Here is a 25,571-nt window from a genome sequence, read left to right on the forward strand (position 1 = left end):
TTCATCGGTTCTGGTTTAACCGGTATTTCTCCCGTTGCGAAGTAATATTCAATCTGCTTGATCGAATAGTTCTGGTCCCGGTTCAGTTGGCGGATCAGCATGAGCCTTTCTAACGCCCCCTGATCAAAATAGTGGTATCCGTTGTCTCCCTGCATGGTGGGGATATAAGATTTTAACTCTCTCAGCCAGTTGCGCACAACACCCGGGCTTTCATTCACATATTTCGCCGCTTCCTTCACCGTTAAGCGCATATCCTTCAAGTTTTCAGATATGTTTTCAGATAAGTTTCCAGCACCTTGATCTTTCATTTGAGTCATGATTTTCCTCATCCTTTCAAGGTATGTTGCAACGTATGTGTCTGATAAGCAGCCTAATGCGGCCTACTTTCAAAGGTGTGCGGCGGGTTTCAATAAGGTTTCCACGTATGTTTTTCACTTATGTGTTAAGTTCGGTGGATGAACACGAATGTCCTTTGACTAAATTTGTCGTCTGGTTAATTTCCGTGTACTTTGTGCATAGGTACACTTTTACGCAAATATTATTATGAGAGAGCCAATTAAAAAAGCTAAATTACCATTAATATGAGCAATTTAGCTTTTTTCGTTATTTATCAAAAAAATTTTCTATTCTCTATTTGAATTTGTAATAAGAGAATACTGCATTTTTAATTTTTGGACCTAAATATGCTGTGCATTCTGGAGAAAATAATTTTTTTATTAATTGTTCAAATTCATTTAAACTTAGAATCTCATGTTCATAAGCACAACATAAAATCCCAATAGTTCCTGTACAATCAACATCGTATTCTTCACAAATACTTAAGACTCTCTTTTCATTAGAAGTGCAATAAATCATTTTCTCTCGTGCAATGGCGATACATTCTGCATCATATGAGGAGAGAGCTGGCTTTTTTTCCAAGATCGTCAGTAAAAATTCATAAGACTCTGGCTGCTCTAGGGCGGTTGGTTGATACTCAAGCCACTCCATATTGGATTGGATCGTTTCAAGTATTGCCTCGCGATCCAGAATACTTTGTGGAATAAAAACTTTAACGAAAACTTTATTTAATAAAGATATGCATTGAAGTTCTGTAAAATCATTCAAGATGTTATTATCTAGTACACCTACTTTACCCATAAAGCTTTTAATCTTCTGAATATTGATCTCCATAGTCTTCTTCAGCCCATGCTTTAACAAGCATGCGCGCCTCCTTGTCGTTTAATAATAACAATTCGGCAACCTTATTTGTAGTTACCTTTTCATCTAAGTATAGTCTACGGAGAATAGATTCCAATTTCTTGTTTTTTTTGATTGACGATATAGGGTGAGGCTCTATTTTCTCAAATCCATTTTGTTTCAGACGATTGTACAGGAAGCCAAAGTTTTTTTGATCTATATATCCTTCCTCTTTTAACGCTAAAATTAAAGCTTTTGCACTGACCCCGAATTCTTTTTTGACCTCGAATATATTTCCAAAATTAGCAACAAATCCACGGAATAGTTTTTTATATCCTCTTAATTGGTTCCTTGGAATTAAAAAATAACTAGCAAAAGTATTTGCAATTTTTTCATTAACATTACTACGTGACTTACTATATGCTAACTCTCCAGGTTCACTGTCATAATCGTCTCTATGAAAAATAAGATGGCCCAGTTCATGAAGAGCGCTAAATATTTTTCTCTCCTCTGGTATATCTGGATGATCATTAATGACAATGAAAGCCCCTTTATCTTCTGAATATGCAGATAGACCATCAATATTACTATTATCTAATCTTAAAGCCAATACATTAATATTATTCTTTTCTAATATTGAATAGATGTCATAATCAAATATTTCTTCTAAACCAAAAGATTTTCTCTGTTTCTCAGCAATATCTCGGATCAGTTCATAATCATCTTCATTTAACTTATTATCTTTTAAATGTAATCGATATGCTTGAGGCAAGTAAGATACATTATTTTCCTCAGCTAACTCTAAGATTCGAATGTATTCATTAAGAAACTTGTTTAGATAATGAGCTAAATCGTCGTCAAAGTTTTCCTGTGGATTATCTGCCCTAAACATAAAAGACATTGATTCTTCGTTAGAAACCAAAAACCATTTTAATGGAAGGTTAAATTTACTAGCTAATCTAAATAACCGTGCACTATCAATTACTTGATCACCCGATAGGTATTTGGCTACCGTAACCCTAGTCACCCCAATAATGTTTCCGATGTCTTCATTAGTCAATCCTTTTGATTGCTTTAGACGATCAATTTTATGTCCAATCACCTTAGCAATGTCCTCCATCTTAAACACACCTCCTCTTAAATGAGCTTTCTATGTTAATAATAGTTTCCCCTCATACCATTATAATATACACTTGATGTAAAGAAAAGTTTCCTTTTTGCTTGACGACAATAAAAAAACCTTCTATAATTTAACTATAGAAGGTTTCCACATAGACAGGGATTATTCCATCGAGCCTGATACTGGAATATCAGGTAAAGGATTTGTCTACGTTCCGTTTATAAAACATGTGTATTCATTATATAAAAAATTGTTGAAAAGGGCAACAAATATTGTTTTCCTTAAAATCCCTTTAAACGGCACCAGATATCATCCTCTTGATTGGAAAAAAAGGAGGATAGCAACCCTCTCTTTGTGTAGGAAACCTCCTTACTAAATTATTGGAGGTATATCAATGAATACAATCTTTCTACAAGAAATGACTGCAAATATTCAGAGACTGTCACGTTACAATGAGGGCCGTGTAGACCGTGTAACAGTTCAAACATTGCTTCAAACCGTTGAGCCAATTGCAGAAGGACAATTTTGGTACATCCCTTCTGGAGCGAGTGTTCCACCTCATGTATTAGATTTTCTTAAAAAAGATGCAGAATCAAAAGGAGCACAATTCCAACTTCCTATGATTCCGCTTAAATCGGATATTTTGGAAAGCACTGAGGATATCCAAGAACAAGCATTGGCTGGAAACTTAAGAGAAGTATTGGATGATGTTAACAAAGCTATCCTAGTTTCAGTTATGAAAAAAACAGAGTTATCCAAATTACCTGGAAGATCTAAAGAAGGACACTACGTTTACGAAATTAATTACGAACATAACATTTACGAAGTTCCTAACCAGCCTAATCATTATGAATTCGTTACCCAATTACCATTTTCCGGCATGCAGTTGTCTCCAAGTGGAGGGAGAGTAGAATTGGTTGTGGTGATGCCAACTGGAGCAGTTGTAGATTCAAATCTAACAAAGGGTATTGATGAGAATGGTCTCGAACTACAAGAGTACATTACTCAGATTCCTGGAACCACTAAAAGTGTAGTTTCCTTTGAATACCGGTTAGATCCGACGTTTACAGTTCACTATTCTTACAATGAATAAGAAAAAGCTCAATAGGATGCTTATATAAATAAATCTTTAAAAAGAGCAAACCCTTCGCCGGGTTTGCTCTTTTTTGTGAAATGAAACATTGTTTCTAAACAAAAGGTGTGTGATCTGTTTCATTAAGGTTTTAAGGTAGGTACGTGTACAATTCGGTGTGTCCAAATTATTGACTCAAATCCATAAGTTTTTAAAACGCTTTGGCTTCTAAAGGAAAAGCCAAAGCGTTTTATATTCAATATCGGTCTACTATTGATCTGTAAAACGGAATGCAACATAAATGCTATTTTGTTGTATTTCATTCAAAAACCCCCGACGTTTTAAAACGTCAGAGGTTTTTTTGATGTTTCAGAAAGTTTTCTTAATTGGATTTCTTCCTTTAGCATATTGATGAATTCTTTATCCAAATTCAATTTTTGAGCTTGATGATATGCTTGAAGAAGTTCCTTATCCGATAAAACTGACCTTTTCATGCTTCCTCCTGCTTAATTTCAATCAAACACATTACCCTAAAAAAACAGTTTGGAAACCACATTTTAAAAAATAATATTCGCTTTCAAATGCAACATAAATGTTATCTTGTTACATTGATCAAAAAAACAGCCTGAAGAATTTATGAATTCTTTGGTATCTTTTTATACATTCGTAAGCAGGAAAGCCACAAATGGGCTTTCCTGCTTGGTTTACTTACAGTTTTTCTCCATTCGTTTCAATAACCTCTTTGTACCAGTCGAAGCTCTTCTTCTTTGAGCGATTGAGCGTTCCATTTCCTTCATTGTTCTTGTCAACATAAATGTAGCCGTAACGCTTTCGCATTTCACCCGTTGAAGCACTGACAAGATCAATTGGCCCCCAGCTCGTATAGCCAATAATTTCAACGCCGTCTTCAATCGCTTCGGACATTTCAGCCACATGCTTTCGTAAGTACTCGATACGGTAATCGTCATTAATTTCTCCATCTTCTGCCGGAACATCGACAGCACCTAAACCATTTTCCACAACAAATAAAGGTTTTTGATAGCGGTCATATAGTTGATTGGCTGTAATACGAAAGCCTTTTGGATCAATAGTCCAGCCCCACTCAGACTTTTCTAAGTAAGGATTTTCAATAGAACCAAATACATTTCCAGAGGTCATCTTGTTGATTTCTGGGTCGGTACTTGTTGTACGGCTAGCGTAATAGCTAAAGCCAATATAATCTACTGTATAATTTTTAAGAAGTGCTTCATCTTGCTCTTCCATTTCGATCTTTAGATTATTGTCCTTGAAAAATCTCTTTGCATAGCCGGGGTATTGGCCACGAGATTGGACATCAATAAAGAAGAAGGAATCACGGTCTTTTTCCATTGCATCCAATACATCCTCTGGATCACATGAATAAGGATACGTCTGGCCAGCAGCCAGCATACAGCCGATTTTGACATCAGGAATGATTTCATGTCCAGCTTTTACGGCTAATGCGCTGGCAACCAATTGGTGATGGGCCGCTTGGTACTTCACTTGCTTTTGATCTTCTCCCTCTTCAAACACAAGGCCTGCCCCAACGAACGGCAAATGCAGAAGCATATTGATTTCGTTAAAAGTCATCCAATACCTTACCTTGTCTTTGTATCTCTTGAAAAGAGTTGTCGCATATATTTCAAAGAAGGTAACGAGCTTGCGATTTCTCCAGCTGCCGTAATTCTTCACTAGGTTAACTGGCACATCAAAATGCGCAATCGTTACGACTGGTTCAATCCCATGCTTTAATAGCTCATCAAACACATCGTCATAAAATTGCAGTCCTGCTTCGTTTGGTTCAGCATCATCTCCATTCGGGAAAATTCTTGCCCATGAAATCGATAAACGCAATGCTTTAAAGCCCATTTCAGCGAACAAGGCAATATCCTCTTTATACCGGTGGTAGAAATCAATCGCTTCATGGGATGGATAGAACTCCCCTTCAAGTGGTTCGTATGAAGGCAGATTACCAAACATGATGTCAAAACGCTTTTTCCCTGTTGGCAGCAAGTCTACTGTTGTTAACCCCTTCCCATCTGCTAAATGCGCACCTTCTGTTTGGTTAGCAGCAATCGCGCCGCCCCATAAAAATCCTTTTGGAAAAGCCATCATAATCTTCCTTTCTTGAGAAACCAGGAAGAAAGAAATCGTTTCTTTCCTTTCTCCTGGAAATTTAGTTGTTTAGTGTACTAGTTCAAATAATTGATCGCCTGTTTTCACTTGTTTCTGGTTAGTCAGCTTTAAGTCTTGCTCTTTATGATTCGTCACAATGATAGGAGTGGTTAACGACTTACCCGCTTTTTCAATTTGATCCATATCAAATTCAATAAGTAATTGTCCTTTTTTCACATAGTCACCTTGAGCTATATGTGCTGTGAAATATTTCCCTTCAAGCTGAACTGTATCCATTCCAATATGAATCAAAATGTCTGCACCTGAGTCAGTTGTAATGCCAATTGCATGTTTTGTTGGAAATAATGCTGATACGGTTCCGGATACAGGAGCAACCAGCGTTCCTTCGGTTGGTTCAATAGCTACACCATAGCCTAGTGCACCAGATGAAAACGCTGCGTCTTTTACTTGTGATAACTCCAGCACTTCTCCATTCAACGGACTTACGACTTCTTCACTTGGAAGCTTTGTTGCTGCTATTTCATCAGAAGCTGCAGTGATTCCTTCCGACAGACTGGAAGGCTGCGCTTTATTAATTCCACCAAATAACATAGTTAGGACAAATGCTACGATAAAGCCAACGACGATTGAGATAAGTGCACCCCACAGATCCATTCCAAGCCCGTCAGGACTGATATATGAAGGAATACCGAAGATGCCAAGACCACCCATAACGAAACCCTTTACATTAGTAAAACCTGCAATCGCACCACCTATTGCTGCACCGATACAGCTGATAATAAATGGCTTCTTTAACGGCAGCGTGATCCCGTAAATAGCCGGCTCTGTAACACCGAAGATGCCGGAGATGAAGGCTGGAATACTTAATGATTTTAACTTTTGATTCTTTGTTTTGATCATAATGGCGAGAACCGCACCAATCTGTGCAAAGGATGCAGCAAACACAGGAGCTAAGATTGTATCATATCCCATCGTTGCCACGTTATTGATTGCAATCGGTATCACTCCCCAGTGAAGACCGAAAATAACAATAACTTGCCATAATCCACCAAGCAGAATCCCTGCAATAACGGGACTTAGATTATAAATGAATAATGATCCCTGGCCTAATAGACCGCTTGCCCATGTTGCTACTGGACCGATCACCATAAACGTAACAGGAACAACGATCAGCAAGGTGAATAAAGGTACAACAAAAGCCTTGATTACATCTGGAATAAAGGTTCTAAGCCATTTTTCTACTTTAGCCGCAAAAAAAGTAGCAAGGATAATAGGAACAACGGATGATGAGTAAGACATTAAAATAACCGGAATGCCTAAAAAGGTGATAAAAATAGGTGATGCAAACATGGTTCCTTCAAATAACGTGTAAAGCGGTTCACCAGCTGTTAATGTAGAAAGTGCCGGGTAAACTAACGCTGCCCCTATTGCCATCCCAATAAACGGAGTGCCGCCAAATTTCTTAATAGCCGTATAGCCTAAAAAGATGGGCAAGAAATAAAACAATGCATCTCCGGTGGCATTTAAAATTTGATATGTGCCGGAAGTATTCTCAATCCAGCCAAGTGCTACAAATAACGCATTAAAACCTTTGATCATCCCTGCGGCTGCTAACACCCCTAGAATTGGGGTAAAGATGCTTGAGATCATATCAATAAAACGGCTGAAAAGCGACCCTTTTGGACCCTCTTCTTCCTCAACGGTTGGCTCGCCTTGGAATCCAGCTTCCGCCACCACTGCCTTATACACATCTGGTACGTGATTTCCAATAACGACTTGATATTGCCCTCCGCTTTTCATAACGGTTACAACATCATCCATATTTTTAAGAACTTCTGTATTCGCCTTGCTTTCATCCTTTAATTTAAAGCGCAGACGCGTAATACAATGAACAACACTGGAAACGTTTTCTTTTCCGCCTACATTTGCAATGATATCTCTTGCTAACTGCTCGTATTTCATTTTCGCCCCTTCTTTCCTTATTTAATTTTTTCAAATAAAAAACCTGAACCGTCTAAAAACACACACGAATCGCGTGTTTCAGTCAGTTCAGGTTATGCCCACTTAAGGTAACATTCCTTTAAGGAATTCATTAAGTTTTACTTGATGTGTGTAATTTATCATAGGTATTCAATTTTTGTCAACGCTTTCTTTTTGATTTTTTTATAAAATTTTAGATTTCCGAAAAACATCTTATATATATAAATTTCAAAAAAAATAGCGATTACAAAGTTCTTGATTTAGTCAAATAGTGATGTTATATTTAACGCAATCAAACAAACACCTATTTAGGATTGTTACTGGTTGTGCAGGCAAAACCTAAATCACGCAGACTATGAGGCTATGATGTCCTTATTACTGCGTGGTTTAGGTTTTTTTATTTGCTTTTTATGAAAATGCAAAAACATAGCTACTAAAAAATGGAGGGATTTCCCATGAGTAAAACAGCATATCAATTTCCAGAAGGATTTTTATGGGGCGGCGCAACAGCTGCCAACCAATTAGAAGGTGCCTATCTTGAGGGTGGTAAAGGAATGAACCTGGCAGATGTAATGCCTGGTGGGAAAATTCGATTAAAAATGATCTCTACACCTGGATTCGACTTTGAGATCCACAAAGAAAAATATTCCTACCCAAACCATGATGGGATTGATTTTTATCATCGGTATAAAGAAGATATCGCTTTATTTGCTGAAATGGGTTTTAAAGCCTACCGTATGTCCATTGCCTGGTCACGTATTTTTCCTAAAGGAGATGAACTTGAGCCAAATGAAGAAGGCTTAGCCTTCTACGATCGGGTATTTGATGAGTGTTTAAAACACGGGATTGAGCCAGTGGTAACGATCTCTCACTATGAAATGCCCTTGCATTTAATTAAAGAGTATGGCGGCTGGAGAAGCCGTGAAGTCATTGCATTTTTTGAGCGTTATGCTACTACTTTATTTAATCGTTATAAAAACAAAGTAAAGTACTGGCTGACATTTAACGAAATAAATGGAGCTGTATTCCATCCGATTTTTGGACTTGGTTTTTCTCCATCTACTGAAGATGTTCGTCTGCAAGAAAGTTTCCAAGGACTACACCATCAATTTGTAGCAAGCAGTTTAGCAGTAAAAGCCTGTCACGAAATAATTCCTGGAGCTCAAATTGGCTGTATGCTTATTTATGCTCCCGTCTACTCGATCGATTGCAATCCATCGAACGTGTTGTACGCATTCCAGGAAGAGCAATTCTTTAATTATATTTGTGGAGACGTACAAGTTCGCGGAGAATATCCAGCATTCTCAAAGCGTTTCTTTAAAGAAAACGGCATCACGATTAACATGCAGGATAGTGATTTAGAAACAATAAAAAATTATCCAGTCGACTTTATTTCTTTCAGCTATTATATGTCACGCACAGAAAAGAAAGAGAAAACAGCAGAAGAAAAAGCAGCAGGAAACATCTTCTCAGGCGTGAAAAATCCATACCTAAAAGCAAGTGATTGGGGCTGGGAAATTGATCCTGTTGGTCTGCGGCTCGCTTTAAACCAGTTATATGACCGTTATCGTGTACCGTTGTTTGTCGTAGAAAATGGCCTTGGAGCATATGATAAAGTAGAAGAAGACGGAAGCATCAATGATGATTATCGAATTGATTACTTGCGTGGTCATATCGAAGCGATGGGTGAAGCAATTGAGGATGGGGTGGATCTAATAGGATACACCTCCTGGGGTTGTATTGATCTAGTAAGTGCGTCAACAGGCGAAATGTCGAAGCGCTATGGTTATATCTATGTTGATAAGCATGATGACGGGACTGGCACGCTTGAGCGTAAAAAGAAGAAATCGTTCTTCTGGTATAAAAACGTGATTGCAACAAACGGGCAGGAACTATAAAAATGGAAAAGCAGAGACTAAGAGCACTTAATCTCTGCTTTTTTATATTAACGACAGTGAATGGTCAAAACTAGTTACTGTAAAGGAAAAATGATGGACTAAACGGATTTTAGTTTATCTAACATCAAAAGGATATAAGGCAAGAAAACTACTCATTTTTTGCACGAAGAATCTTTGATTCGGCTCTTTTTTGTTTATTTTTCTATATATTAGGTATATAAGATTTAGAATTACACCTCAGATACCTCATATAAAAAGAGATAAATCCCCTTTTATTTGATTTTCGATAGGGAAGATTAACCAGCACTCGCAGGGCAAACTAAAGATAAAAAAAGAGGCATGATTGGTCAAGTAAAACTAATGAGAAAGCAACAACAGGCGAAATGAATTAGGCTAGGATGACAGGTGAATAGATATTGACAGTAACGATTGAATATGATAAAAAATTAGTAACCGCTTTCAAAATAAAGATAAATCAGGGTTGTTACTGATTAAGCAGGCAAAACCTGAATTTGTGCCGGAAAGGCTTATTTCCTATGCACAAATTCAGGTTTTTTTAGTGTCTCCCAATAAGGTAAAGGTGTGGTATAAACAATGGAGATTAAAAAAGTATTCAATAATAATGTTGTACTGACCCGAAACAGCAAAGGCCAGGAAATGGTTGTCATGGGACGTGGACTTGCATTTCAAAAAAAAGCGGGTGAAACTATCGAGACAGATAAGGTGGAAAAAACCTTTATTCTTGACAATCGCGGAGTTTCCGACAAAATTGGTGAGTTGTTGCGGGAGGTGCCGGAGGAGTATTTAACCATTGCAGACCGGATTATTTCCATGGCAAAAGAGCGGCTCGGTGCCGGTCTTGACGATTATGCCTACGTGGCGCTTATGGACCATATCAGCTTTGGTGTCACCCGCCATAAGCAGGGCATGGTTCTTCGCAACGCGCTCATTTGGGAAATTAAAAAGTACTATAAAGAAGAGTTTTCTATTGGCTTGCAGGCCCTCGATGTGATTGAAGAAGAAACGGGCATCCGTATGGAAGAAGACGAAGCAGCATCGATTGCCCTCCACCTTGTGAACAGCCGTGTCTCAGGGGAAGGTCTTGATGCCGCTGTGCAAATTGTCAAAGTCGTCAACGACACGCTGAACATTGTAAAGTATCATTATAAAATGGAAATTGATGAAACCTCCATTAATTATGAGCGCTTTTTAACACATCTCCGCTTTTTTGCCATCCGGCTTGTCCGCCGGGAGAAAACAGAAGTGCCGCCAGGGGATGATTTTATGTTTACGCAGGTGCAGACGCGTTATCCAGAAGCGTTTGCCTGCAGCGAGAAAGTTACCTCTTATGTAGAAAAAACGTTTAACTGGTCTATATCGAAGGATGAAAAAGTATATTTAACGATCCATATTCACCGTGTTACGTCGCGACAGGAATTGAATCGGCAGGGTTAGAATTCGAATAGCCCGAGTAAACAAGTTCAATCATTGACAGCATCATCTGGGTCAGCTTTTCCTTTTTCAAATAATCGACACCTGTTAGTTTAAGTGAAATCTTTACGCTTTCTTCATCCGTTCCCAAAATATCTTTCAAACTGAAATTACAAATAAGAATAAATTTGTTCTTCTACAACTATTCAAAGACCCTCGTTGAAATGTGGACGAGACATCAAAAAGAGTATGTTGTATCAGTTTTTTGAATGTTTTTCACCTTATCTGTACATAATCTCACGCGTGTTGATATGAATAATCTTCCATAAATAAACGACAAAAAGAGATGCCCTCTTGTAAAATGTAAGTACGACCAAACAATTACGAGAAGAGGCATCCCCTATGAAACGGAATACCATGTTCCCGAGTTTGATTCAAAAGTTTATATCAGATGAAGAATTGCAGCCCTTGATCCAGCTGGTTGGCTACAAAGATACCGCGAGAAAACTGAATGTCAAAACGCTGATTCAGTATCTGGTGACGGCTGCCGCCTGCGAATGGAAAAGCCTGCGCTACTGCGCAGACGTCGGTTCAACGGCCGGTCTCGTCGACGTGAATTATTCGACATTGTCCAAAAAGCTTGGACAGCTGGATTAGGCCTTAATGAAACAAGTCTTTGCGCTCATCGTCCGCAAATGCAATCGAGTCACACGCCGGACGCTTAAGATTCCAAACCAGCTGCTGCTCGTTGATTCAACGACGGTGACCGTCGGAAAAACGCGCCTGCCGTGGGCCGTCTACCACGGAGAGCGATCCGGCATCCAGCTCCATGTAAGCTTTTCGCTGGAAACTCATATGCCCCTTCATGTCATTGAAACGATCGGCTTAAAGCACGATCCACCCGTTGGCCGCCAGCTGGCTGATCCGCGCTTTGTCCTCGTTGAGGACCGGGCCTACTTTTCTATTAAGCAGATTGACCAGTACCTTGTGAAAGAGCAGGACTTTGTGATCCGGATGAAAGAAAATTTGGAGCTGCCCCATGTGAAGTCACTTCAGCGCCTGCCGGAGAAGGAGTCGAACGTGACCCGTGACATCATCTGCCGCCTTGGAACGATTCAATCCCGTTCGGAGAAATGGCACCGGGTGGTCTTTTTCAGAGACCATGAAAATCGTGAAATCCGCGTGGTGACCAGCCTGCGGAATGTGGCAGCTGAAGTGGTCGCCGACATGTACAAAGCACGCTGGGCGATCGAGTCGTTTTTCCGATGGATCAAGCAGAACCTCAATGTGCCGGTGCTTTTTGGCACGACAGAAAACGCCGTATACAATCAGCTTTTTGCGGCCTTGATTGCCTATGTGCTGCTCAAATGGGAAATCTTCCATTTCGAATGCCAAGCTGTCTCTTGCCGGCTTTCAGCGAATGCTTCTTTATGGCGCGCTGCCACTGGAATGGCAGGCAGAAATAGCCTTGTTTCTGTATCATTATTTTGAGATTAACTGGAAGGTAACTGTATGATTTTGGTTAATCAACACGCGTGTGTGGAATACTCTATAAATGAAATCAACGCGTTGTTAAAGTCATATGGATTTACTAACTTTGAACTCGCTGCCTCAAGTGAAAAAGGTAATTATGGGATAGTATGCAGTAACGGAGAAAATGCTAAAGAAACTTTAAGCGAAGGTGAAAAGACTTTTATTACTTTTCTATATTTTTCTCAACTTATAAAAGGAAGCAATAATAAAGAATCACTTAGGCGGGATAAAGTTATTGTTCTAGATGATTCCATATCTAGTCTAGATAGTAATATCCTTTTTATCGTCAGCAATTTAATACGTAAGTTAGTAGATTCAATTCGATCAAGTAATTGTGATATTAAACAGCTTTTTATTTTGACTCACAATATATATCTTCATAAAGAGGTGTCTTTCAATAAAGGAAAAGGAGCAACAAAACTAAAAGATGAAACTTTTTGGATAATCAGAAAAATTGATAACAAATCATATGTAGAATCTTATAATGAAAATCCAATCAAAACCTCATACGAGCTACTCTGGAAAGAACTACTGGCTGCCAAACAAGATGAAAGTGTAATTACAATACAAAATATAATGAGGAGAATTATCGGAAATTACTTTAAATTTTTTAGAAATATAGATATTGATAAGCAAATAGATGCTTTTCCAGAAGAAGACCGAACAGTTTGCCATTCGATGATGTCTTGGATAAATGACGGATCTCATTATATAAATGAGGATTTATATGTAGAGGCCCCTGCCGAAGTAAGTACAAGATATTTTAAAGTGTTTGAAAAGATATTTGAAAAATCTGGTCACCATGCACACTATAAAATGATGATTGGTGAAGAAATTGATAGTAGTGAACTTACTGTTTTATAACTTCCCTAAGCATTGTAGCAGATAATGGTCCCTTTATATTTACTACATCCGTCTGACGGCGGGTGTTTTTTGTTTGTCACTCATTAAAAAGTGTTCATGTGTAGTTATCCGCTATCATCAAAACAATTATTAAGCTCGTCCTCCTTAGAGTTACTTTAGGCTTCATAGCTCAAAAGAATTGCCATTTATGTTGCTCTATATGTTCCAAAACTCGTCCTTTTTTGAACACGGCCGTCCGGTTCTCAAAAGGACGCTTTTTTACTAGTTTTCCTGTTACAGAACTCTGTTCATTATTCTATGTTCAATAAGCTATACCTTTGGTTACATTTTTTATAACTGTATTTGGCAATTAAAAAATGCTGTTTACGGCAGTATGTTTTTTGAATGTAAGAAAGCCGAAAACATATAAGGAATGAATAAAAACTTGCATATTTTCGGCTTATGATAACTTTGGATATTAAACTAAAGCCCCCGTTACTTTAAGTAAATTATTTCACAAACTTTTATATCCAACATGTTGCATTGAAAGACCGGCAGCCAAGCGAAAACAGGCGCCATCCCTTATTTATCAATGAACGGCGCCTGTTTTTTTATGTATCCGCGAATGCAATAAAATTCTCTTTATGTTGCATTCTGTTTTCCTGGTCAACAGTAGACTGATACTGTTTAATAAAAAAACCTCTGGAATTCAGAGGATGTTGATTTACTTTGCTATTAATTAATTAGCTTATGAATGACTGATGCAGCTTCTTCTACACTTTCATAATGTTCGATCGTTTCGCTTTGAATAAAAGTTACTTGTATTGTAGTGGTATTTCTTAAGCAATTAGCGAAAGCTATAGGCTGATTATTCCTATAGAACCTGTGTGTTATTTCTGTACAGTTGTAGTTGCATAACAGTTCCAAAAAAATTTTTAAGCTACCTAAATTCAAATTCATCTTCGCTCTCCTTTCTAACGTATATCGGAAAGAGACTAAGCAAAGCGACTCTATATTTTTAGGTAAGTTTTTTTACGTGAATGCGCTTACATTAATTTATGCATCTAGATGCTAAAACATTCCAATATTGCCTTGTTGGGGAAAAGGAAGCGGATCTGTGCAAGCAGGGAGGCTCCGTTGACCGAAACTGTTGATGAAAAAAGAAACGTATCTTTAATGTAAACGCTGTTTTTGAATATCACGCAAAGAGTCATTGTAAAAGGTTTATGCTAATCCTGTTCTTTATTAAATACTCGGTACTGCCCATTTTCTTCGACGGCTATTGCTTCACTCACAGAAAGGTCTTTCACTTTAAAAATTGGCTCCCCTTCAGAATAAGCATTTGCATATCCGTTTTGGGTCGGAAAGCCTCCTTGTACTTGCCCTCTGATAGTACCTATTTCATTTTCTATTTCCTCTTTTGAAACAAGAGTGCCTGAACCTATATAGTCGGCATTGTCCCACCTTATTGCTAATGGATAATCTTCTATTGTGCTGGAACATCCACCTAACATTATTATTATTAGCGCTACAAAAAAAGGGAATTTAATATACCTCATTTTCATATTGACCCTCCCCATAAATAAATCATTCTTACAATAGCAGCTTAAGATGAAAAAGACTTAAATAGACATCTTTTCACTCTACAAATTCAATTGGAATAGCAAGTTTACTACTCATTGCTTAATATTCGTCAGGCATTAGTCGACACTTCAAATTATTTTTATAATTATTTTAACAATAAAGAGAAAACAATTACACTAATTGGTCAAGAGTTCGTCTAAACTGTTGAATAAGCATTAACCGTTGCAATGCCGGCTGATTAAAATAGTTATAGCCGTTTTCACCCTGTACGACAGGGATATGCGTTTTTAATTCCCTCATCCAATTGCGGATCACACCCGGACTTTCGTTCACATGTTCCGCTGCCTCTTTGACTGTTAAACGAATCTCACGAAGGTTTTCACCCAGGTTCTCCAGCAGGTTTTCAGCACGTTGATCTTCTGTGTGAGTCATGTTTCCACTCATCCTTTCCAGATACGTTTCAACATGTGTGTCTGTTCCAAGATCGATTACAGCGCTCTTTCAAAGGTGTGTGATTCCGTTCATTCAGGTTTTCAATCATTTTTAACCCATGTGTTAAGTTAGGTGGAGAAAAGCCAATGTCCTTTGACTAAACTTGTCATTTAGTAATATGTTTTAGAACGAAGAAACAGAGACGCCTGCAAACTGCAGGCGTTTTTACATAGCTTCCTTTAATAAAAGTTGCATTTTCATGCAGGAATATTTGTTCTTATGCTGAATATAATACTTATAGAACAAATGTTCTCTTTGAAAGGAGTGGTGTTGGTGTGAGAAAACTATATCCAGACCGAGGGATGCTGAAATGGAAAGGATTGATCCTTTTCGAGCATGCTGACATGATGAACGCTGAAAAAAACAAAATGGAAAGAAGAGAAATCCTGTTTGATGAACAGCGAAATGAAGAGTTTAACCGAATTATTCATCTCTCGATCCACTTGAAAAAAGATGTCATCTTTGAATTGAATACGTTTGGTGATGACGACCTGCTGAAAGTGAATGGGGTTGTATCAGAGTGCAGCCGAATTCCCGGCCAGAAACCGTATGTGAAGCTGGATGGCTTCAATTCGACGTTTTGGGTAGATGAAATGGTCTCTATCGCGCTTGCTGAAGGGGAAGAGTATGGGGACGCCGATTGAAGACGATCAGCTGCCGCGCCGCGATGTACTTTGTGTTGACGTAAAATCTTTTTTTGCCAGCGTAGAAGCGGTCAGAAGGCGATTCATCCGCTTCATGCCTATATCATCGTTATTGCAAATAAAGAGCGTTCTGGCTCCGTTGTGCTGGCTGCTTCCCCTCGCGTAAAAAAAGAATTTGGCATCAAAACAGGATCCAGGAACTTTGACATTCCCAAAGACCCGCGGCTGATGGTGGTGGAACCCTCCATGGCGCTTTATCTCAAAGTAAACCAAATGATTATTAACATCTTCCGCCGCTTTGTGGCAGATGAAGACCTGCATATCTACTCCATTGATGAAGCGTTTTTGGATGTGACAGCGTCGCGGAGACTTTTCGGCGACAAGCTAACCATTGCGCAGACGATCCAGCGCTCGATTTGGCGCGAGCTTCGGCTGGTGGTCACAGTCGGCATTGGTGACAACCCTCTGTTGGCAAAATTAGCGCTTGATAACGAAGGGAAAAATGCGCCAAACGGTCTTGCTTGCTGGACCTATGAGGATGTGCCGGAAAAAGTTTGGGCTATCCATCCGATTACGGACATGTGGGGCATTTCATCGGGATATGCCAGCTCGCTTCACAATATCGGGATTGAATCAGTAAAGGATCTCGCCCATGCGGACAAATGGAAGCTGAAGAAGAAATACGGTATCGTTGGTTTGCAGCTTTACTATCATGCCTGGGGAATCGATTACAGCGTTCTTTCTGATAAAGTGGGACCTCGTGAAAAGTCCTATTCAAAAGGGCAGATCTTAATGAGGGATTACTACAATGAAGATGAAATTATCATCGTCATCAAGGAAATGACAGAAGATGTGGCGAGCCGACTACGCCGGCATGGCGTTGCGGCGTCAGGTATCGCGCTTGGCATTTCGTATACGCGCGACATTGAAGACCGGGGATTCAAACACCAGGTTCTGCTTCCAAGGAGCACAAATTCAACCGCGGAACTCGCCGGCCATTTCATCCGGCTTTTTAAAAAATACTGGGTTCAGCAGCCGGTCCGCCAGATTCACGTTGCGTGTAGCAAGCTTCAGCCTGCAGGACACGAGCAGATTGACCTTTTTACCCCGCCGGATCTGGATGAGCGCCGGCATATTTTGGATGAAACAATCGATGAGATACGCGACCGGTTCGGCAAAGATGCCATTTTTAGAGCTTACAGCCTGATGAAAGGCGGAACCTACCTGTAGCGGGCCGGTCATGTAGGCGGGCACAAAGGTAATTCGAATTAATTTCTTAATCCTGTAGCTACAGGGTTAGGAAATAAAATTTGATCATTTTTGAAATCCTTCTCTCATTAAAGCACCCTTTAGCCATCTATGCAGCGCAAGTAATGCAGATTATATAAGGAAATCCGTTCTTACATGGGAGCTTTAATAAGAAAAAACTATGTACATCATCAGGGTTTTTGATCAATCTTTATTATAAATCGCCAAACTTTATTCAAAATCCACACTAATCAAGCATCATGGTAAAAACGCAAAAAGACCGGCCCCAAAAGGGTTCGGTCTGAATAATCATTCATATTATGGAAGCCGCCTTTGCCGTTGAATAGAAGAAAGTTTTAAACCACCACTCCTCAAAGTGGGTGTTCGCAGAAGCCTTCCTGCCTGTCCTCATTGGTTTAAAAAACGAACGAGGCATGTCATTCCGGATTCATATTAAAACTCCCTGTTACAGCTTAAAGGTTAAAACTTTATATCGTGACGTACAATGCAGCTTGTATTCATATATTACAACGATCAATCGTTACATTCAATGGTAGTTGTTGCCCTGTATTCCTAAATCATCCCAAACGGCAAAAGCTCTTCGGAACTTTTCATTCGGGAAGCTTTCAGCGATTCGGGCAGCAGCTGGACTTGTTTAATGAATCTTTAATGTATTGCTGCTGTTCATTAAGTTTTATCACCAGCTCCTGATTAAACTGCTCCTGCACATCCAGCTGTTCTAAAATAACGGCCAAGTCTCCCTGGATGTCTGCAGCGGCTTCTTTCACCGTTAAGCGCATTTCCTCAAGGTTTTCACTTAGGTTTTCAGCACGTTGATCTTGCGTTTGATTTGCGATTTTAATCATCCTTTCAAGATAAGTTTCAACATATGTGCATATTAAAAAGCTTAATGTGATCCTCTTCTAAAGGTGTGTGGCAGGTTTCGATAAGGTTTCCAAGTATGTTGTTCACTTATGTTTTAAGTTCGGTGAATAGAAACAAATATCCTTTGACTGAATTTTTCGTCTCTTTATAAGTTTTAACTATCACAAGAGTTAATGCAGAAGAACAGCCACTGTATTAAGTGCCTTTCTTTCTAACAACGTTGTGTAATAGTAAACTTTTACGCAAAATTTGTTATGAGTAATATTCAGGCTGTTTTCCTTAGATATTAAGATTTCGGAATTCCGTTGGGGTAAAATCAACTTTTTTGAAGAAAATATTAATAAATGCAGAGCTGCTGCTGTAGCCAACCTGAAAGGCAATATCAGATACAGAGAGAGATGTCGTTTTTAACAAGCTTTTGGCTGTATCAATTCTATTTTTTGTAGCAAACTCGATCGGAGCATATCCCGTTTCTGTTTTAAAGACATGAGAGAAATAATAAGGGCTTAAATTTACATGGTTAGCAACTTCTTTTAACGTGACCTGTCTGTCTAAATTCGCTTTAATATACTGAATGGCTTTATCAACAGGAGAGGCTTCGTTGTGTTGTTTTTCCGGCTTGGCGGAAAGGCTGTTTATCATGTTATAAATCATACACGTACAGTCAGAAACAGACATTTCCTGTTCATTGTGATGTGTATAGATCATTTGGTAAAGCCGTTTTCCGATCTCGACATTGTGTTTATGCTGAAAGAAAAACCCATGCTGTTTCATGATATAGCGGCATAATTCCTGAGAATTAGGTCCTTCAAAGTGTATATAGATAAATTCCAGTCGGTCTGAGCCATAATAATGGTGGGGCTCACGGCAGTCTAGTAACAGCACATCTCCTTTCTTAGCCGTTACTGATTTATCGCGATAATTTACATGCAGTTCTCCATTTCGAATATAAAGCAATAAAAGGTAAGGGAAGTAATTCCGCTTGATATTGTAGTCCGCATTGCAAAAGTAATGACCGCAGCAAATCAAATGGTAATAATGTTTTTTGATGGTTTCAGAAGGGGTGAAAAAATAATAATGGGAACCCTCTGTTACTCCAGGTTCATTCAGCAGCATGTTCATACTCCTTTCATTTTAAATCATCTTATGATTACGCTTTCAAAAAAGCAAGAATAATGAATAATAAAGCAACATTGTGTATTTTTGATTTTTTTGTTTTCAACTATATTAGGTATATAAACATGATTTTGAAAAATATCCTATAAATTGCTTTTTTATTTCTTACAGCAATAATAAAAAACTTAAATGTGGAAGAGAGGAATTTAATTATGTTGAATGGAGAGAAAAAAATCGCAAGACCGCTACGCTGGGCAATGATAGGCGGAGGAAGACTCAGCCAGGTAGGATATAAACATCGCACTGGGGCATTAAGAGACAACACAGCTTTTCAATTAGTGGCAGGCGCATTTGATATTGATGCTGCCAGAGGAAAAGAATTTGGCATTCATCTCGGTGTGGCGGAAGACCGTTGCTATGAGAACTATGAAACGATGTTTGCTGAGGAAGCAAAAAGAAAGGATGGCATTGAAGTCGTATCTATCGCTACGCCAAACGGCACGCACTATGAAATTACAAAAGCAGCCTTGGAAGCAGGCCTTCATGTCATCTGTGAAAAGCCGTTATTCTTCACGACTGAAGAAGGCTTAGAGGTTAAAGCGCTCGCAAGAGAGAAAGGGAAAATAGTGGGAGTAACCTATGGATTCTCAGGTAACCAGATGCTGCTTCAGATGCGGGCGATGATTGAGCAGGGGAAAATTGGTGATATCCGTATGGTCGAGTTGCAGTATACACATGGCTTTAGCGCGACAGATGAAGCCGATAAATTCAGCGATGCACAAAAGTGGCGGGTTGACCCGAAGATTGCAGGGCCGAGTTTCGTTTTAGGTGATCTTTCGACCCACACGTATTATATGTCCCAGTTAATCATGCCTGACATGAAGATTAAGAAGCTGCTTTGTGACCGCCAGAGCTTTATCAGCAGCCGGGCTCCATTGGAAGACAATGCATATGTCATGATGCACTACGAAAATGGCGCGGTAGGAAGACTATGGACCTCTTCAGTGAATGCAGGATGTATGGATGGCCATCGAATTCGCATTGTCGGCTCAAAAGGAAGTCTGGAGTGGTGGGACAACAAGGGTGGGGAACTCTCGTATGAAATCCAAGGCCAGCCTGCACAAACGTTGATTCGTGCTATGCCGTACCTGGATGACAGCTCTAACGCAGATGAACGTTTAGGGGCTTTACACGTAGAAGGTTTGTCTGACGCGTGGGCCAATATTTACCTTAAATTTGCGATTGCCATTGATGCAAAAAACCGTGGTGATCAAGAAACGCTGGATAACCTCGTGTATCCGGATATTGATGCTGGGATTGAAGGCATTCGCTGGATTGAACATTGTGTACGTTCGGCTGATCAGGGAGCTGCCTGGGTTGATTTTAAATATGAGCAAGAAACACAGTTAACATAATTTGTCCTTTTAAAAATCATTCGCTGTAAAATATATCTGCTGTATTCAATAGTCTAATTGCTATTGAATATAGCAGAGTAACTATAGACCCTTATTTGCTATATAAATATATAGACTTAAAAATCAAGAGAGGAATCTGAGAGAGCCAGAAGTCAAGAATAGAATAATTTTACAAATACATCTTAGAAGGGGATTTGACATGAACAAGCAGGAAAGCCAAAAGCCCTTTTTAGGCATCATTATTATTATCTCCACATTTGGTGGTCTTCTCTTTGGATATGACATAGGCGTTATCAATGGTGCTTTGCCTTTTATGTCTGAAGAACTTGGACTCAATTCATTTACTGAAGGTCTTGTAGCTAGTTCGCTTCTTTTTGGCGCTGTGCTGGGTGGTCAGTTGTCAGATTATAAAGGACGCCGTAAGAATATCCTCTATCTAGCCGTTCGTTCTTTATAGGTGCTGTTGGATGCACCCTCGCCCCAAATGTTGCAACAATGGTCATCTTTCGTTTTCTATTAGGCTTTGCGGTTGGCGGAGCATCGGTAACCGTTCCGACCTATCTGGCAGAAATGTCGCTTATGGAAAGAAGAGGAAGGATCGTTACCCAGAATGAGCTCATGATTGTTGTGCGAGTGCTTCAGAAATGTCGAAACGCTATGGATTTATTTACGTAGATCAGGATGATTACGGCAACAGGACACTAGAAAGAAAAAAGAAAAAGTTATTTGACTGGTACAAGAACGTTATTTCAACAAATGGAGAAAGTCTCTAATACGAATGGAATAAACAGAGAAAAATAATCTTTCAGGACTGCTCTTAAATAGGGCAGTCCTGAAAGATTAATAAAAATAAATTTGTGTCCTTCTTTAACTGATATGAACGAAGCGATCAATCCTCCACACCAAGTAGTTTAAACTAAGGTTTCATTCAAAATGACTAAAGATAGTCCTTATTCAACTTCATATCCACATAATCTTTCAGATTTATTCATCAAGCAACACGGTAACTTATTTAAAAAAAGAAAGCAAGCATATGAATATTTTAGATAATAAGATTTTGGTGTTGCTGGTAAAGAGGCGGCTTTTAGGAAATCTAAAGGTGTTTTTCTCGCACCTTGTTCGTCTCAAATATGATGCAATCACTGTATGAGAAAAAGCTGCATTGCTTTTCAAATCTCGGACAAAAATCCATTTGATCACCTCTTTAGAATGATCTTATTATAGATTATTTTAATTGAAAATGATTACTTTAAACTTTTTGAAATAAAGTATAGAAACATAACTAAAAAAGACATTCAGGCGCTGTACCTGAATGTCTTATATCTATCATTTATTTACGCGCGACCGCTCGTTTTAAATTCTTTCATCTTCGTTTTAGCAGCTTCCTTCACAGCTTCGATCGCCGGAAGCAGGATGAGGCGCGGTTCGTACATGTTCGGGTTTTCTGCCAATGTGCTCCGGACAGAAGCGGTCCATGCCTGAATGTTTTCGGTATTCACATTGATCTTCGCATGACCGAGTTCAGTCGCCCGGTGAAGCTGGTGAAGCGGGATGCCCGATCCGCCGTGCAAAACGAGTGGCACATCTGTTTTTTCTGAGATCTCTTTCATTTCATCAAATCCAAGCTTTGGCTCGCCTTGGTAAGGACCGTGAACTGAGCCGAGTGCCGCCGCAAGCGCATCAATGCCTGCTTCTCGGACGATACGGATACACTCATCAATGTCCGCGTATTGAATGCCGCCAACCATGCCATCCTCCTGACCGCCCACTGTTCCGACCTCCGCCTCGACGCTAACCCCTTTTTCCTTCGCATACGCCACAACTTCCTTCGTCATCGCAATATTTTCATCAATCGGGCTGTGCGAGCCATCGATCATCACAGACGTATAGCCTGCATCAATAGCCTGTATGCAGCGATCCACACTCATGCCATGGTCTAAATGGAGCGCAACGGGAACGGTAATGTTCAGCTCTTCCATTAATGCATTCACCATTGCGGCAACCGTTTTAAAGCCGCCAAGGTAATCAACAAGCCGGTCTGATGAAGCTAAAATAATCGGTGCCTGCTCTTCTTCTGCCGCAAGCAAAAACGCCTGGGCAAATTCCAAACCGTTAATATTGTACTGACCGACCGCATAGCCTTCCCGTTTTGCTTTTTGGAGCATTTCCTTCATTGAAACTAACGCCATTTTTCTCTCTCCTCTTCGCTGATTTATTTCATATACCGTGCCGTCACCATTTTTTTGCGTATATAAAACTCAACGCCGTCTTTGTCGTTCGCATGCATATCGCCATAGAGTGAATTTTTGTAGCCCGAAAACGGGAAGAACGCCATCGGATCCGGCCCCCCAACATTGATTCCGAGCATCCCCGCATGAATCGTTTCCCAGAACTGGCGCACCGCGGACGCGCTGTCGGTGTACAGGCACGCCCCAAGCGTCGATTCGTTGGCGACTTTTACGCCTTCTGCCAGGTCTTTTACACGTACTATGGACAAAACCGATGCAAAAATTTCGTCCTGCCAGATTTTCATGTTCGTTGTGACGTTATCAAAAATCGTCGGGCCGGGGAAGTAGCGGTCGCCTTCTTTTCCGCACCCCAATGGTAGTATAAAAAAAACATAATGTAAACATAATATAATAAAAAAATAATAATAAGTTAACCAAAACATGATCAAAAAAATTGAATGTTTGCATCCACAAAGAGAAAGTGATGATATAAAGAGGAATTATTGATAGTATTAAACGAAAATAGCAACTTAGAGGGTGAGCACGCACGATGATTAAAGAACAGCGCATTAGCCAGGTAAAACAATTTATTTACAGCCGCCAGTCTGTTTCGCTTGATGAACTCGTTTCTGTTTTTCAAGTATCTAAAAATACAATCCGCCGTGACGTACAAGAGCTCGTTGAAAGCGGAGAGTTTACTAAAATATACGGCGGCGTCAAGGCAAAGGAGCCGAAAATACTGGAATCCTTTCAAACGCGAAAAGTACGCAGCCAACCCGCCAAAACGGCCATTGGCCTGGCAGCTGCGCGCTTTGTCGAAGACGGCGATATTATTTTCATCGATTCCGGCACGACGACGCTGGAAATGTTTGAAGGGATTTTTGAAAAAGAGATAACCATTGTGACGAACAATTTAGAATTTATTACCCGCGCGCTTCCATTCGACCACTTAACCGTCATCGTCATTGGTGGCATGCTTGAACGCAAAACGAATGCACTTGGTAGTCCGCAAAATGTGGAGCTGTTGAAAACATACAACGTTACAAAAGCTTTTATGGCGTCCACTGGCGTCTCCATTTCAAACGGCGTCACCAATTCCTCTTCGCTTGAAACAGAGCTGAAACGAACTGCTGTCGAGCGGAGCCAGCAAAGCTTCCTGTTAATCGATCATTTGAAAATAAACCGCTACGGCCTGACCACCTACTGCAAGTTGAGCGATATCGACTGCATCATTACCGACACTGATCTGCCCATGGAATATGCCCAGTATGCCGAGCAGCATCGGATTCAAACCATCAAAGGTGAATGAATGAAAAAAATCCGGCAGCATAGCCGGATTCAGACTTTGGACAAACTCGAATTTCCTCGAGTTTGTCTAAAGTCCGTACTCTGCTATTGTAGAGGTTTTTTTGTTGAGCAGACCAGAAAAAGATAGAGTCAGTTCTTGATTTTCATAACATGTCCTGAAAGTACAATGAAAAGACCTTATATTATAAAGACATCCTTGTCCAGCTGGCTTATAATGAGGACCATAAGCAATGAAAAAGTTTTAAGCCTCTTTCTTAATGAGAGCGATTTCATCATTGGTGTTACAATAAAGAATATTCAACATAAAGAGGAATTAGCAAGGTTCGTCAAAAGACCTTTCACGTGATAAGTGGCTTTAAAAGGCAACACATAATTTTTGTGAATCGTCCTCAAAGTACAGAGAGAAAAAACACTCTTTAATAGAGTCCGGCACATAGGAGGAATTGCTTGAGGATGATAATATCGATGCGGTTTATATCCCGCTGCTGAATTCCTTGCATACTGAATGGGTAAAAAAACCTGCAGAAAAAGGCAAACATATTCTGTGTGAAAAGCTTGCTGCATTAACAGCGGAGGACGCAAAGGATATGATCAGTGTTTGCAGAGAAAATAAGGTTTTGTTTATGGAAGGCTTTATGTACCAGTTTCATCCACAGCATAATCGATTGAAAGAAATCGTAGCAACTGGCGAAATTGGCGAGGTAAAGTCGGTGCGGCTCGGCTTGTCTTTCTTCCTTGAAAATAAAAATAAAAATATTCGAATAAACTCGTCACTTGGCGGCGGCAGCCTATAAGACGTTGGTTGCTACTGTATTCACGCTATTCGGCATTTGATTGGTTCAGAGCCGGTACAAGTGATTGCTTCAAACCGAATTCACCCGGTTTATCAGGTGGATACATGCATAACTGGCATGCTGGAGCTTGACAATGGCATCACTGCTTTATTCGATGCTGGTATGGATCGGGTCAAAACAGAAACGTATGAACTGATCGATACAAAAGGGATGATAGAAGTGAAGATAGCGCTAACAACGCATCTGTTTCAAGGTGACGGCATCCTGGTCGTCACGAACGAAAATGGAGAAGAGCGCAGTGAGCATTTGTAAGGAAACCCTTACAAGCTCGAAGTAGAATATATTTCAGCGTGTATTTTATCAGGATCCATACCGGACGATCGAATGGAAGATATGATTCATAATTTAATCGCCATGGATGCGTGCACGGACTCTATTCTACGGAAAGCTTTTGTTTATATTTAGAAAACCGCGGACTGCATTTGCGACACCAGATGTAAAAAGACTCGATGATGGATCATTTCTTTTGCCAAAAAAATTTTTAAAAAAAGATTGCTCTTTCCTGATTCATGAATTATCATGTAGTTAAGCCCTTACAAAATAGATTATTCAGATAATTTATTTTGAGTTCTTTTTACAAGAGCAAAATG

The 25,571-nt window shown here is 39.6% G+C and carries 20 protein-coding genes, 1 other RNA gene and 5 pseudogenes; 13 read left to right on the forward strand and 13 right to left on the reverse strand.

The window, feature by feature from the left end:
- From NLX67_RS14725 to NLX67_RS14735, 3 genes are all read right to left on the reverse strand, one after another.
- Positions 1–317: MerR family transcriptional regulator (locus NLX67_RS14725; RefSeq protein WP_254312279.1), on the reverse strand; the 317-nt coding region annotated here is incomplete at its 3' end.
- Positions 318–630: 313 nt separating this feature from the next.
- Complete coding sequence (locus NLX67_RS14730) at positions 631–1,197, reverse strand: PIN domain-containing protein (protein ID WP_254312280.1); 567 nt, start codon at positions 1,195–1,197, stop codon at positions 631–633.
- Positions 1,145–2,296, reverse strand: coding sequence for a helix-turn-helix domain-containing protein (locus tag NLX67_RS14735; protein ID WP_254312281.1), 1,152 nt, complete (start codon positions 2,294–2,296; stop codon positions 1,145–1,147). The genes NLX67_RS14730 and NLX67_RS14735 overlap by 53 nt, the downstream gene beginning before the upstream one ends.
- A gap of 394 nt (positions 2,297–2,690) precedes the next feature.
- Between NLX67_RS14735 and NLX67_RS14740 the strand changes: the two genes are divergently transcribed.
- Positions 2,691–3,389, forward strand: coding sequence for a hypothetical protein (locus NLX67_RS14740; RefSeq protein ID WP_254312282.1), 699 nt, complete (start codon positions 2,691–2,693; stop codon positions 3,387–3,389).
- A gap of 320 nt (positions 3,390–3,709) precedes the next feature.
- Here the strand turns inward: NLX67_RS14740 and sda are convergent, their stop codons facing one another.
- The 3 genes from sda to NLX67_RS14755 form a co-directional block, all read right to left on the reverse strand.
- Positions 3,710–3,862, reverse strand: a complete 153-nt coding sequence (gene sda, locus NLX67_RS14745; RefSeq protein WP_254312283.1) for a sporulation histidine kinase inhibitor Sda — start codon at positions 3,860–3,862, stop codon at positions 3,710–3,712.
- A gap of 214 nt (positions 3,863–4,076) precedes the next feature.
- Positions 4,077–5,498: a 6-phospho-beta-glucosidase gene (locus NLX67_RS14750; protein WP_305882035.1), complete on the reverse strand. Its 1,422-nt coding sequence runs from the start codon at positions 5,496–5,498 to the stop codon at positions 4,077–4,079.
- 72 nt (positions 5,499–5,570) lie between these two features.
- Positions 5,571–7,484, reverse strand: a complete 1,914-nt coding sequence (locus tag NLX67_RS14755) for a beta-glucoside-specific PTS transporter subunit IIABC (protein ID WP_254312285.1) — start codon at positions 7,482–7,484, stop codon at positions 5,571–5,573.
- 473 nt (positions 7,485–7,957) lie between these two features.
- Here NLX67_RS14755 and NLX67_RS14760 point away from each other — a divergent pair, with 473 nt between their 5' ends.
- From NLX67_RS14760 to NLX67_RS14780, 4 genes and pseudogenes are all read left to right on the forward strand, one after another.
- The gene (locus NLX67_RS14760) at positions 7,958–9,400 is read left to right on the forward strand and encodes a glycoside hydrolase family 1 protein (RefSeq protein WP_254312286.1); all 1,443 of its coding nucleotides are present in this window, start codon (positions 7,958–7,960) and stop codon (positions 9,398–9,400) included.
- 594 nt (positions 9,401–9,994) lie between these two features.
- Positions 9,995–10,855 carry a BglG family transcription antiterminator LicT gene (gene licT / locus NLX67_RS14765; protein ID WP_254312287.1) on the forward strand — a complete coding sequence of 287 codons (861 nt, stop codon included), beginning with the start codon at positions 9,995–9,997 and terminating at the stop codon, positions 10,853–10,855.
- Positions 10,856–11,233: 378 nt separating this feature from the next.
- Positions 11,234–12,347, forward strand: a pseudogene (locus NLX67_RS14775) (IS4 family transposase).
- The gene (locus tag NLX67_RS14780; protein WP_254312290.1) at positions 12,344–13,228 is read left to right on the forward strand and encodes an AAA family ATPase; all 885 of its coding nucleotides are present in this window, start codon (positions 12,344–12,346) and stop codon (positions 13,226–13,228) included. The pseudogene NLX67_RS14775 and the gene NLX67_RS14780 overlap by 4 nt, the downstream one beginning before the upstream one ends.
- A gap of 1,208 nt (positions 13,229–14,436) precedes the next feature.
- Here the strand turns inward: NLX67_RS14780 and NLX67_RS14785 are convergent.
- Complete coding sequence (locus NLX67_RS14785; RefSeq protein WP_254312291.1) at positions 14,437–14,772, reverse strand: hypothetical protein; 336 nt, start codon at positions 14,770–14,772, stop codon at positions 14,437–14,439.
- Positions 14,773–14,962: 190 nt separating this feature from the next.
- Positions 14,963–15,223 carry a MerR family transcriptional regulator gene (locus NLX67_RS14790; protein ID WP_254312292.1) on the reverse strand — a complete coding sequence of 87 codons (261 nt, stop codon included), beginning with the start codon at positions 15,221–15,223 and terminating at the stop codon, positions 14,963–14,965.
- A gap of 335 nt (positions 15,224–15,558) precedes the next feature.
- Here NLX67_RS14790 and NLX67_RS14795 point away from each other — a divergent pair, with 335 nt between their 5' ends.
- Positions 15,559–15,927, forward strand: coding sequence for a YolD-like family protein (locus tag NLX67_RS14795; RefSeq protein WP_254312293.1), 369 nt, complete (start codon positions 15,559–15,561; stop codon positions 15,925–15,927).
- 141 nt (positions 15,928–16,068) lie between these two features.
- Positions 16,069–17,157, forward strand: a complete 1,089-nt coding sequence (locus NLX67_RS23070) for a Y-family DNA polymerase (RefSeq protein WP_375143391.1) — start codon at positions 16,069–16,071, stop codon at positions 17,155–17,157.
- A 338-nt stretch (positions 17,158–17,495) separates the two neighbouring features.
- Here the strand turns inward: NLX67_RS23070 and ssrS are convergent.
- The 3 genes from ssrS to NLX67_RS14815 all read right to left on the reverse strand — a co-directional run bounded on the left by ssrS (position 17,496) and on the right by NLX67_RS14815 (position 19,176).
- A non-coding RNA gene (gene ssrS / locus NLX67_RS14805) (6S RNA) lies at positions 17,496–17,692 on the reverse strand.
- Positions 17,693–17,801: 109 nt separating this feature from the next.
- Entirely contained in the window at positions 17,802–18,041 is a 240-nt protein-coding gene (locus NLX67_RS14810) for a hypothetical protein (protein ID WP_254312294.1), read from the reverse strand.
- A 298-nt stretch (positions 18,042–18,339) separates the two neighbouring features.
- The gene (locus NLX67_RS14815) at positions 18,340–19,176 is read right to left on the reverse strand and encodes an AraC family transcriptional regulator (RefSeq protein ID WP_254312295.1); all 837 of its coding nucleotides are present in this window, start codon (positions 19,174–19,176) and stop codon (positions 18,340–18,342) included.
- A gap of 209 nt (positions 19,177–19,385) precedes the next feature.
- Between NLX67_RS14815 and NLX67_RS14820 the strand changes: the two genes are divergently transcribed.
- The 3 genes and pseudogenes from NLX67_RS14820 to NLX67_RS14830 form a co-directional block, all read left to right on the forward strand.
- Positions 19,386–20,591, forward strand: coding sequence for a Gfo/Idh/MocA family protein (locus NLX67_RS14820; RefSeq protein ID WP_254312393.1), 1,206 nt, complete (start codon positions 19,386–19,388; stop codon positions 20,589–20,591).
- Between the two features lie 199 nt (positions 20,592–20,790).
- Positions 20,791–21,218, forward strand: a pseudogene (locus tag NLX67_RS14825) (MFS transporter); the annotation flags it as partial.
- A 2-nt stretch (positions 21,219–21,220) separates the two neighbouring features.
- Positions 21,221–21,364 (forward strand): annotated as a pseudogene (locus tag NLX67_RS14830) (family 1 glycosylhydrolase); the annotation flags it as partial.
- A gap of 561 nt (positions 21,365–21,925) precedes the next feature.
- Here the strand turns inward: NLX67_RS14830 and fba are convergent.
- Together fba and NLX67_RS14840 are read right to left on the reverse strand one after the other, a co-directional pair.
- On the reverse strand, positions 21,926–22,780 hold the full coding sequence (gene fba / locus NLX67_RS14835) for a class II fructose-1,6-bisphosphate aldolase (protein ID WP_254312296.1): 855 nt from the start codon (positions 22,778–22,780) through the stop codon (positions 21,926–21,928).
- Positions 22,781–22,803: 23 nt separating this feature from the next.
- Positions 22,804–23,175: pseudogene (locus NLX67_RS14840) on the reverse strand (aldehyde dehydrogenase family protein); the annotation flags it as partial.
- Between the two features lie 194 nt (positions 23,176–23,369).
- Here NLX67_RS14840 and NLX67_RS14845 point away from each other — a divergent pair.
- From NLX67_RS14845 to NLX67_RS14855, 3 genes and pseudogenes are all read left to right on the forward strand, one after another.
- The gene (locus NLX67_RS14845; protein ID WP_254312297.1) at positions 23,370–24,128 is read left to right on the forward strand and encodes a DeoR/GlpR family DNA-binding transcription regulator; all 759 of its coding nucleotides are present in this window, start codon (positions 23,370–23,372) and stop codon (positions 24,126–24,128) included.
- 442 nt (positions 24,129–24,570) lie between these two features.
- A complete protein-coding gene (locus tag NLX67_RS14850) occupies positions 24,571–24,921 on the forward strand; it encodes a Gfo/Idh/MocA family protein (RefSeq protein WP_254312298.1) in 351 nt (116 codons plus the stop codon).
- 12 nt (positions 24,922–24,933) lie between these two features.
- Positions 24,934–25,233 (forward strand): annotated as a pseudogene (locus NLX67_RS14855) (Gfo/Idh/MocA family protein); the annotation flags it as partial.
- Positions 25,234–25,571: the final 338 nt, after the last annotated feature.

It is taken from the genome of Domibacillus sp. A3M-37 (genome assembly GCF_024213455.1).
GTDB lineage: Bacteria > Bacillota > Bacilli > Bacillales > Domibacillaceae > Domibacillus > Domibacillus tundrae.

Excerpts from the sequence above, each read along its gene's own strand:
- licT (WP_254312287.1), top strand. The coding sequence starts at position 9,995 with ATGGAGATTAAAAAAGTATTCAATAATAATGTTGTACTGACCCGAAAC.
- NLX67_RS14780 (WP_254312290.1), top strand. The coding sequence starts at position 12,344 with ATGATTTTGGTTAATCAACACGCGTGTGTGGAATACTCTATAAATGAA.
- NLX67_RS14760 (WP_254312286.1), top strand. The coding sequence starts at position 7,958 with ATGAGTAAAACAGCATATCAATTTCCAGAAGGATTTTTATGGGGCGGC.
- NLX67_RS14810 (WP_254312294.1), bottom strand. The coding sequence starts at position 18,041 with ATGATTAAAATCGCAAATCAAACGCAAGATCAACGTGCTGAAAACCTA.
- NLX67_RS14750 (WP_305882035.1), bottom strand. The coding sequence starts at position 5,498 with ATGGCTTTTCCAAAAGGATTTTTATGGGGCGGCGCGATTGCTGCTAAC.
- NLX67_RS14790 (WP_254312292.1), bottom strand. The coding sequence starts at position 15,223 with ATGACTCACACAGAAGATCAACGTGCTGAAAACCTGCTGGAGAACCTG.
- sda (WP_254312283.1), bottom strand. The coding sequence starts at position 3,862 with ATGAAAAGGTCAGTTTTATCGGATAAGGAACTTCTTCAAGCATATCAT.
- NLX67_RS14735 (WP_254312281.1), bottom strand. The coding sequence starts at position 2,296 with ATGGAGGACATTGCTAAGGTGATTGGACATAAAATTGATCGTCTAAAG.
- NLX67_RS14785 (WP_254312291.1), bottom strand. The coding sequence starts at position 14,772 with ATGAAAATGAGGTATATTAAATTCCCTTTTTTTGTAGCGCTAATAATA.
- NLX67_RS14815 (WP_254312295.1), bottom strand. The coding sequence starts at position 19,176 with ATGCTGCTGAATGAACCTGGAGTAACAGAGGGTTCCCATTATTATTTT.
- NLX67_RS14740 (WP_254312282.1), top strand. The coding sequence starts at position 2,691 with ATGAATACAATCTTTCTACAAGAAATGACTGCAAATATTCAGAGACTG.
- NLX67_RS14755 (WP_254312285.1), bottom strand. The coding sequence starts at position 7,484 with ATGAAATACGAGCAGTTAGCAAGAGATATCATTGCAAATGTAGGCGGA.
- fba (WP_254312296.1), bottom strand. The coding sequence starts at position 22,780 with ATGGCGTTAGTTTCAATGAAGGAAATGCTCCAAAAAGCAAAACGGGAA.
- NLX67_RS14845 (WP_254312297.1), top strand. The coding sequence starts at position 23,370 with ATGATTAAAGAACAGCGCATTAGCCAGGTAAAACAATTTATTTACAGC.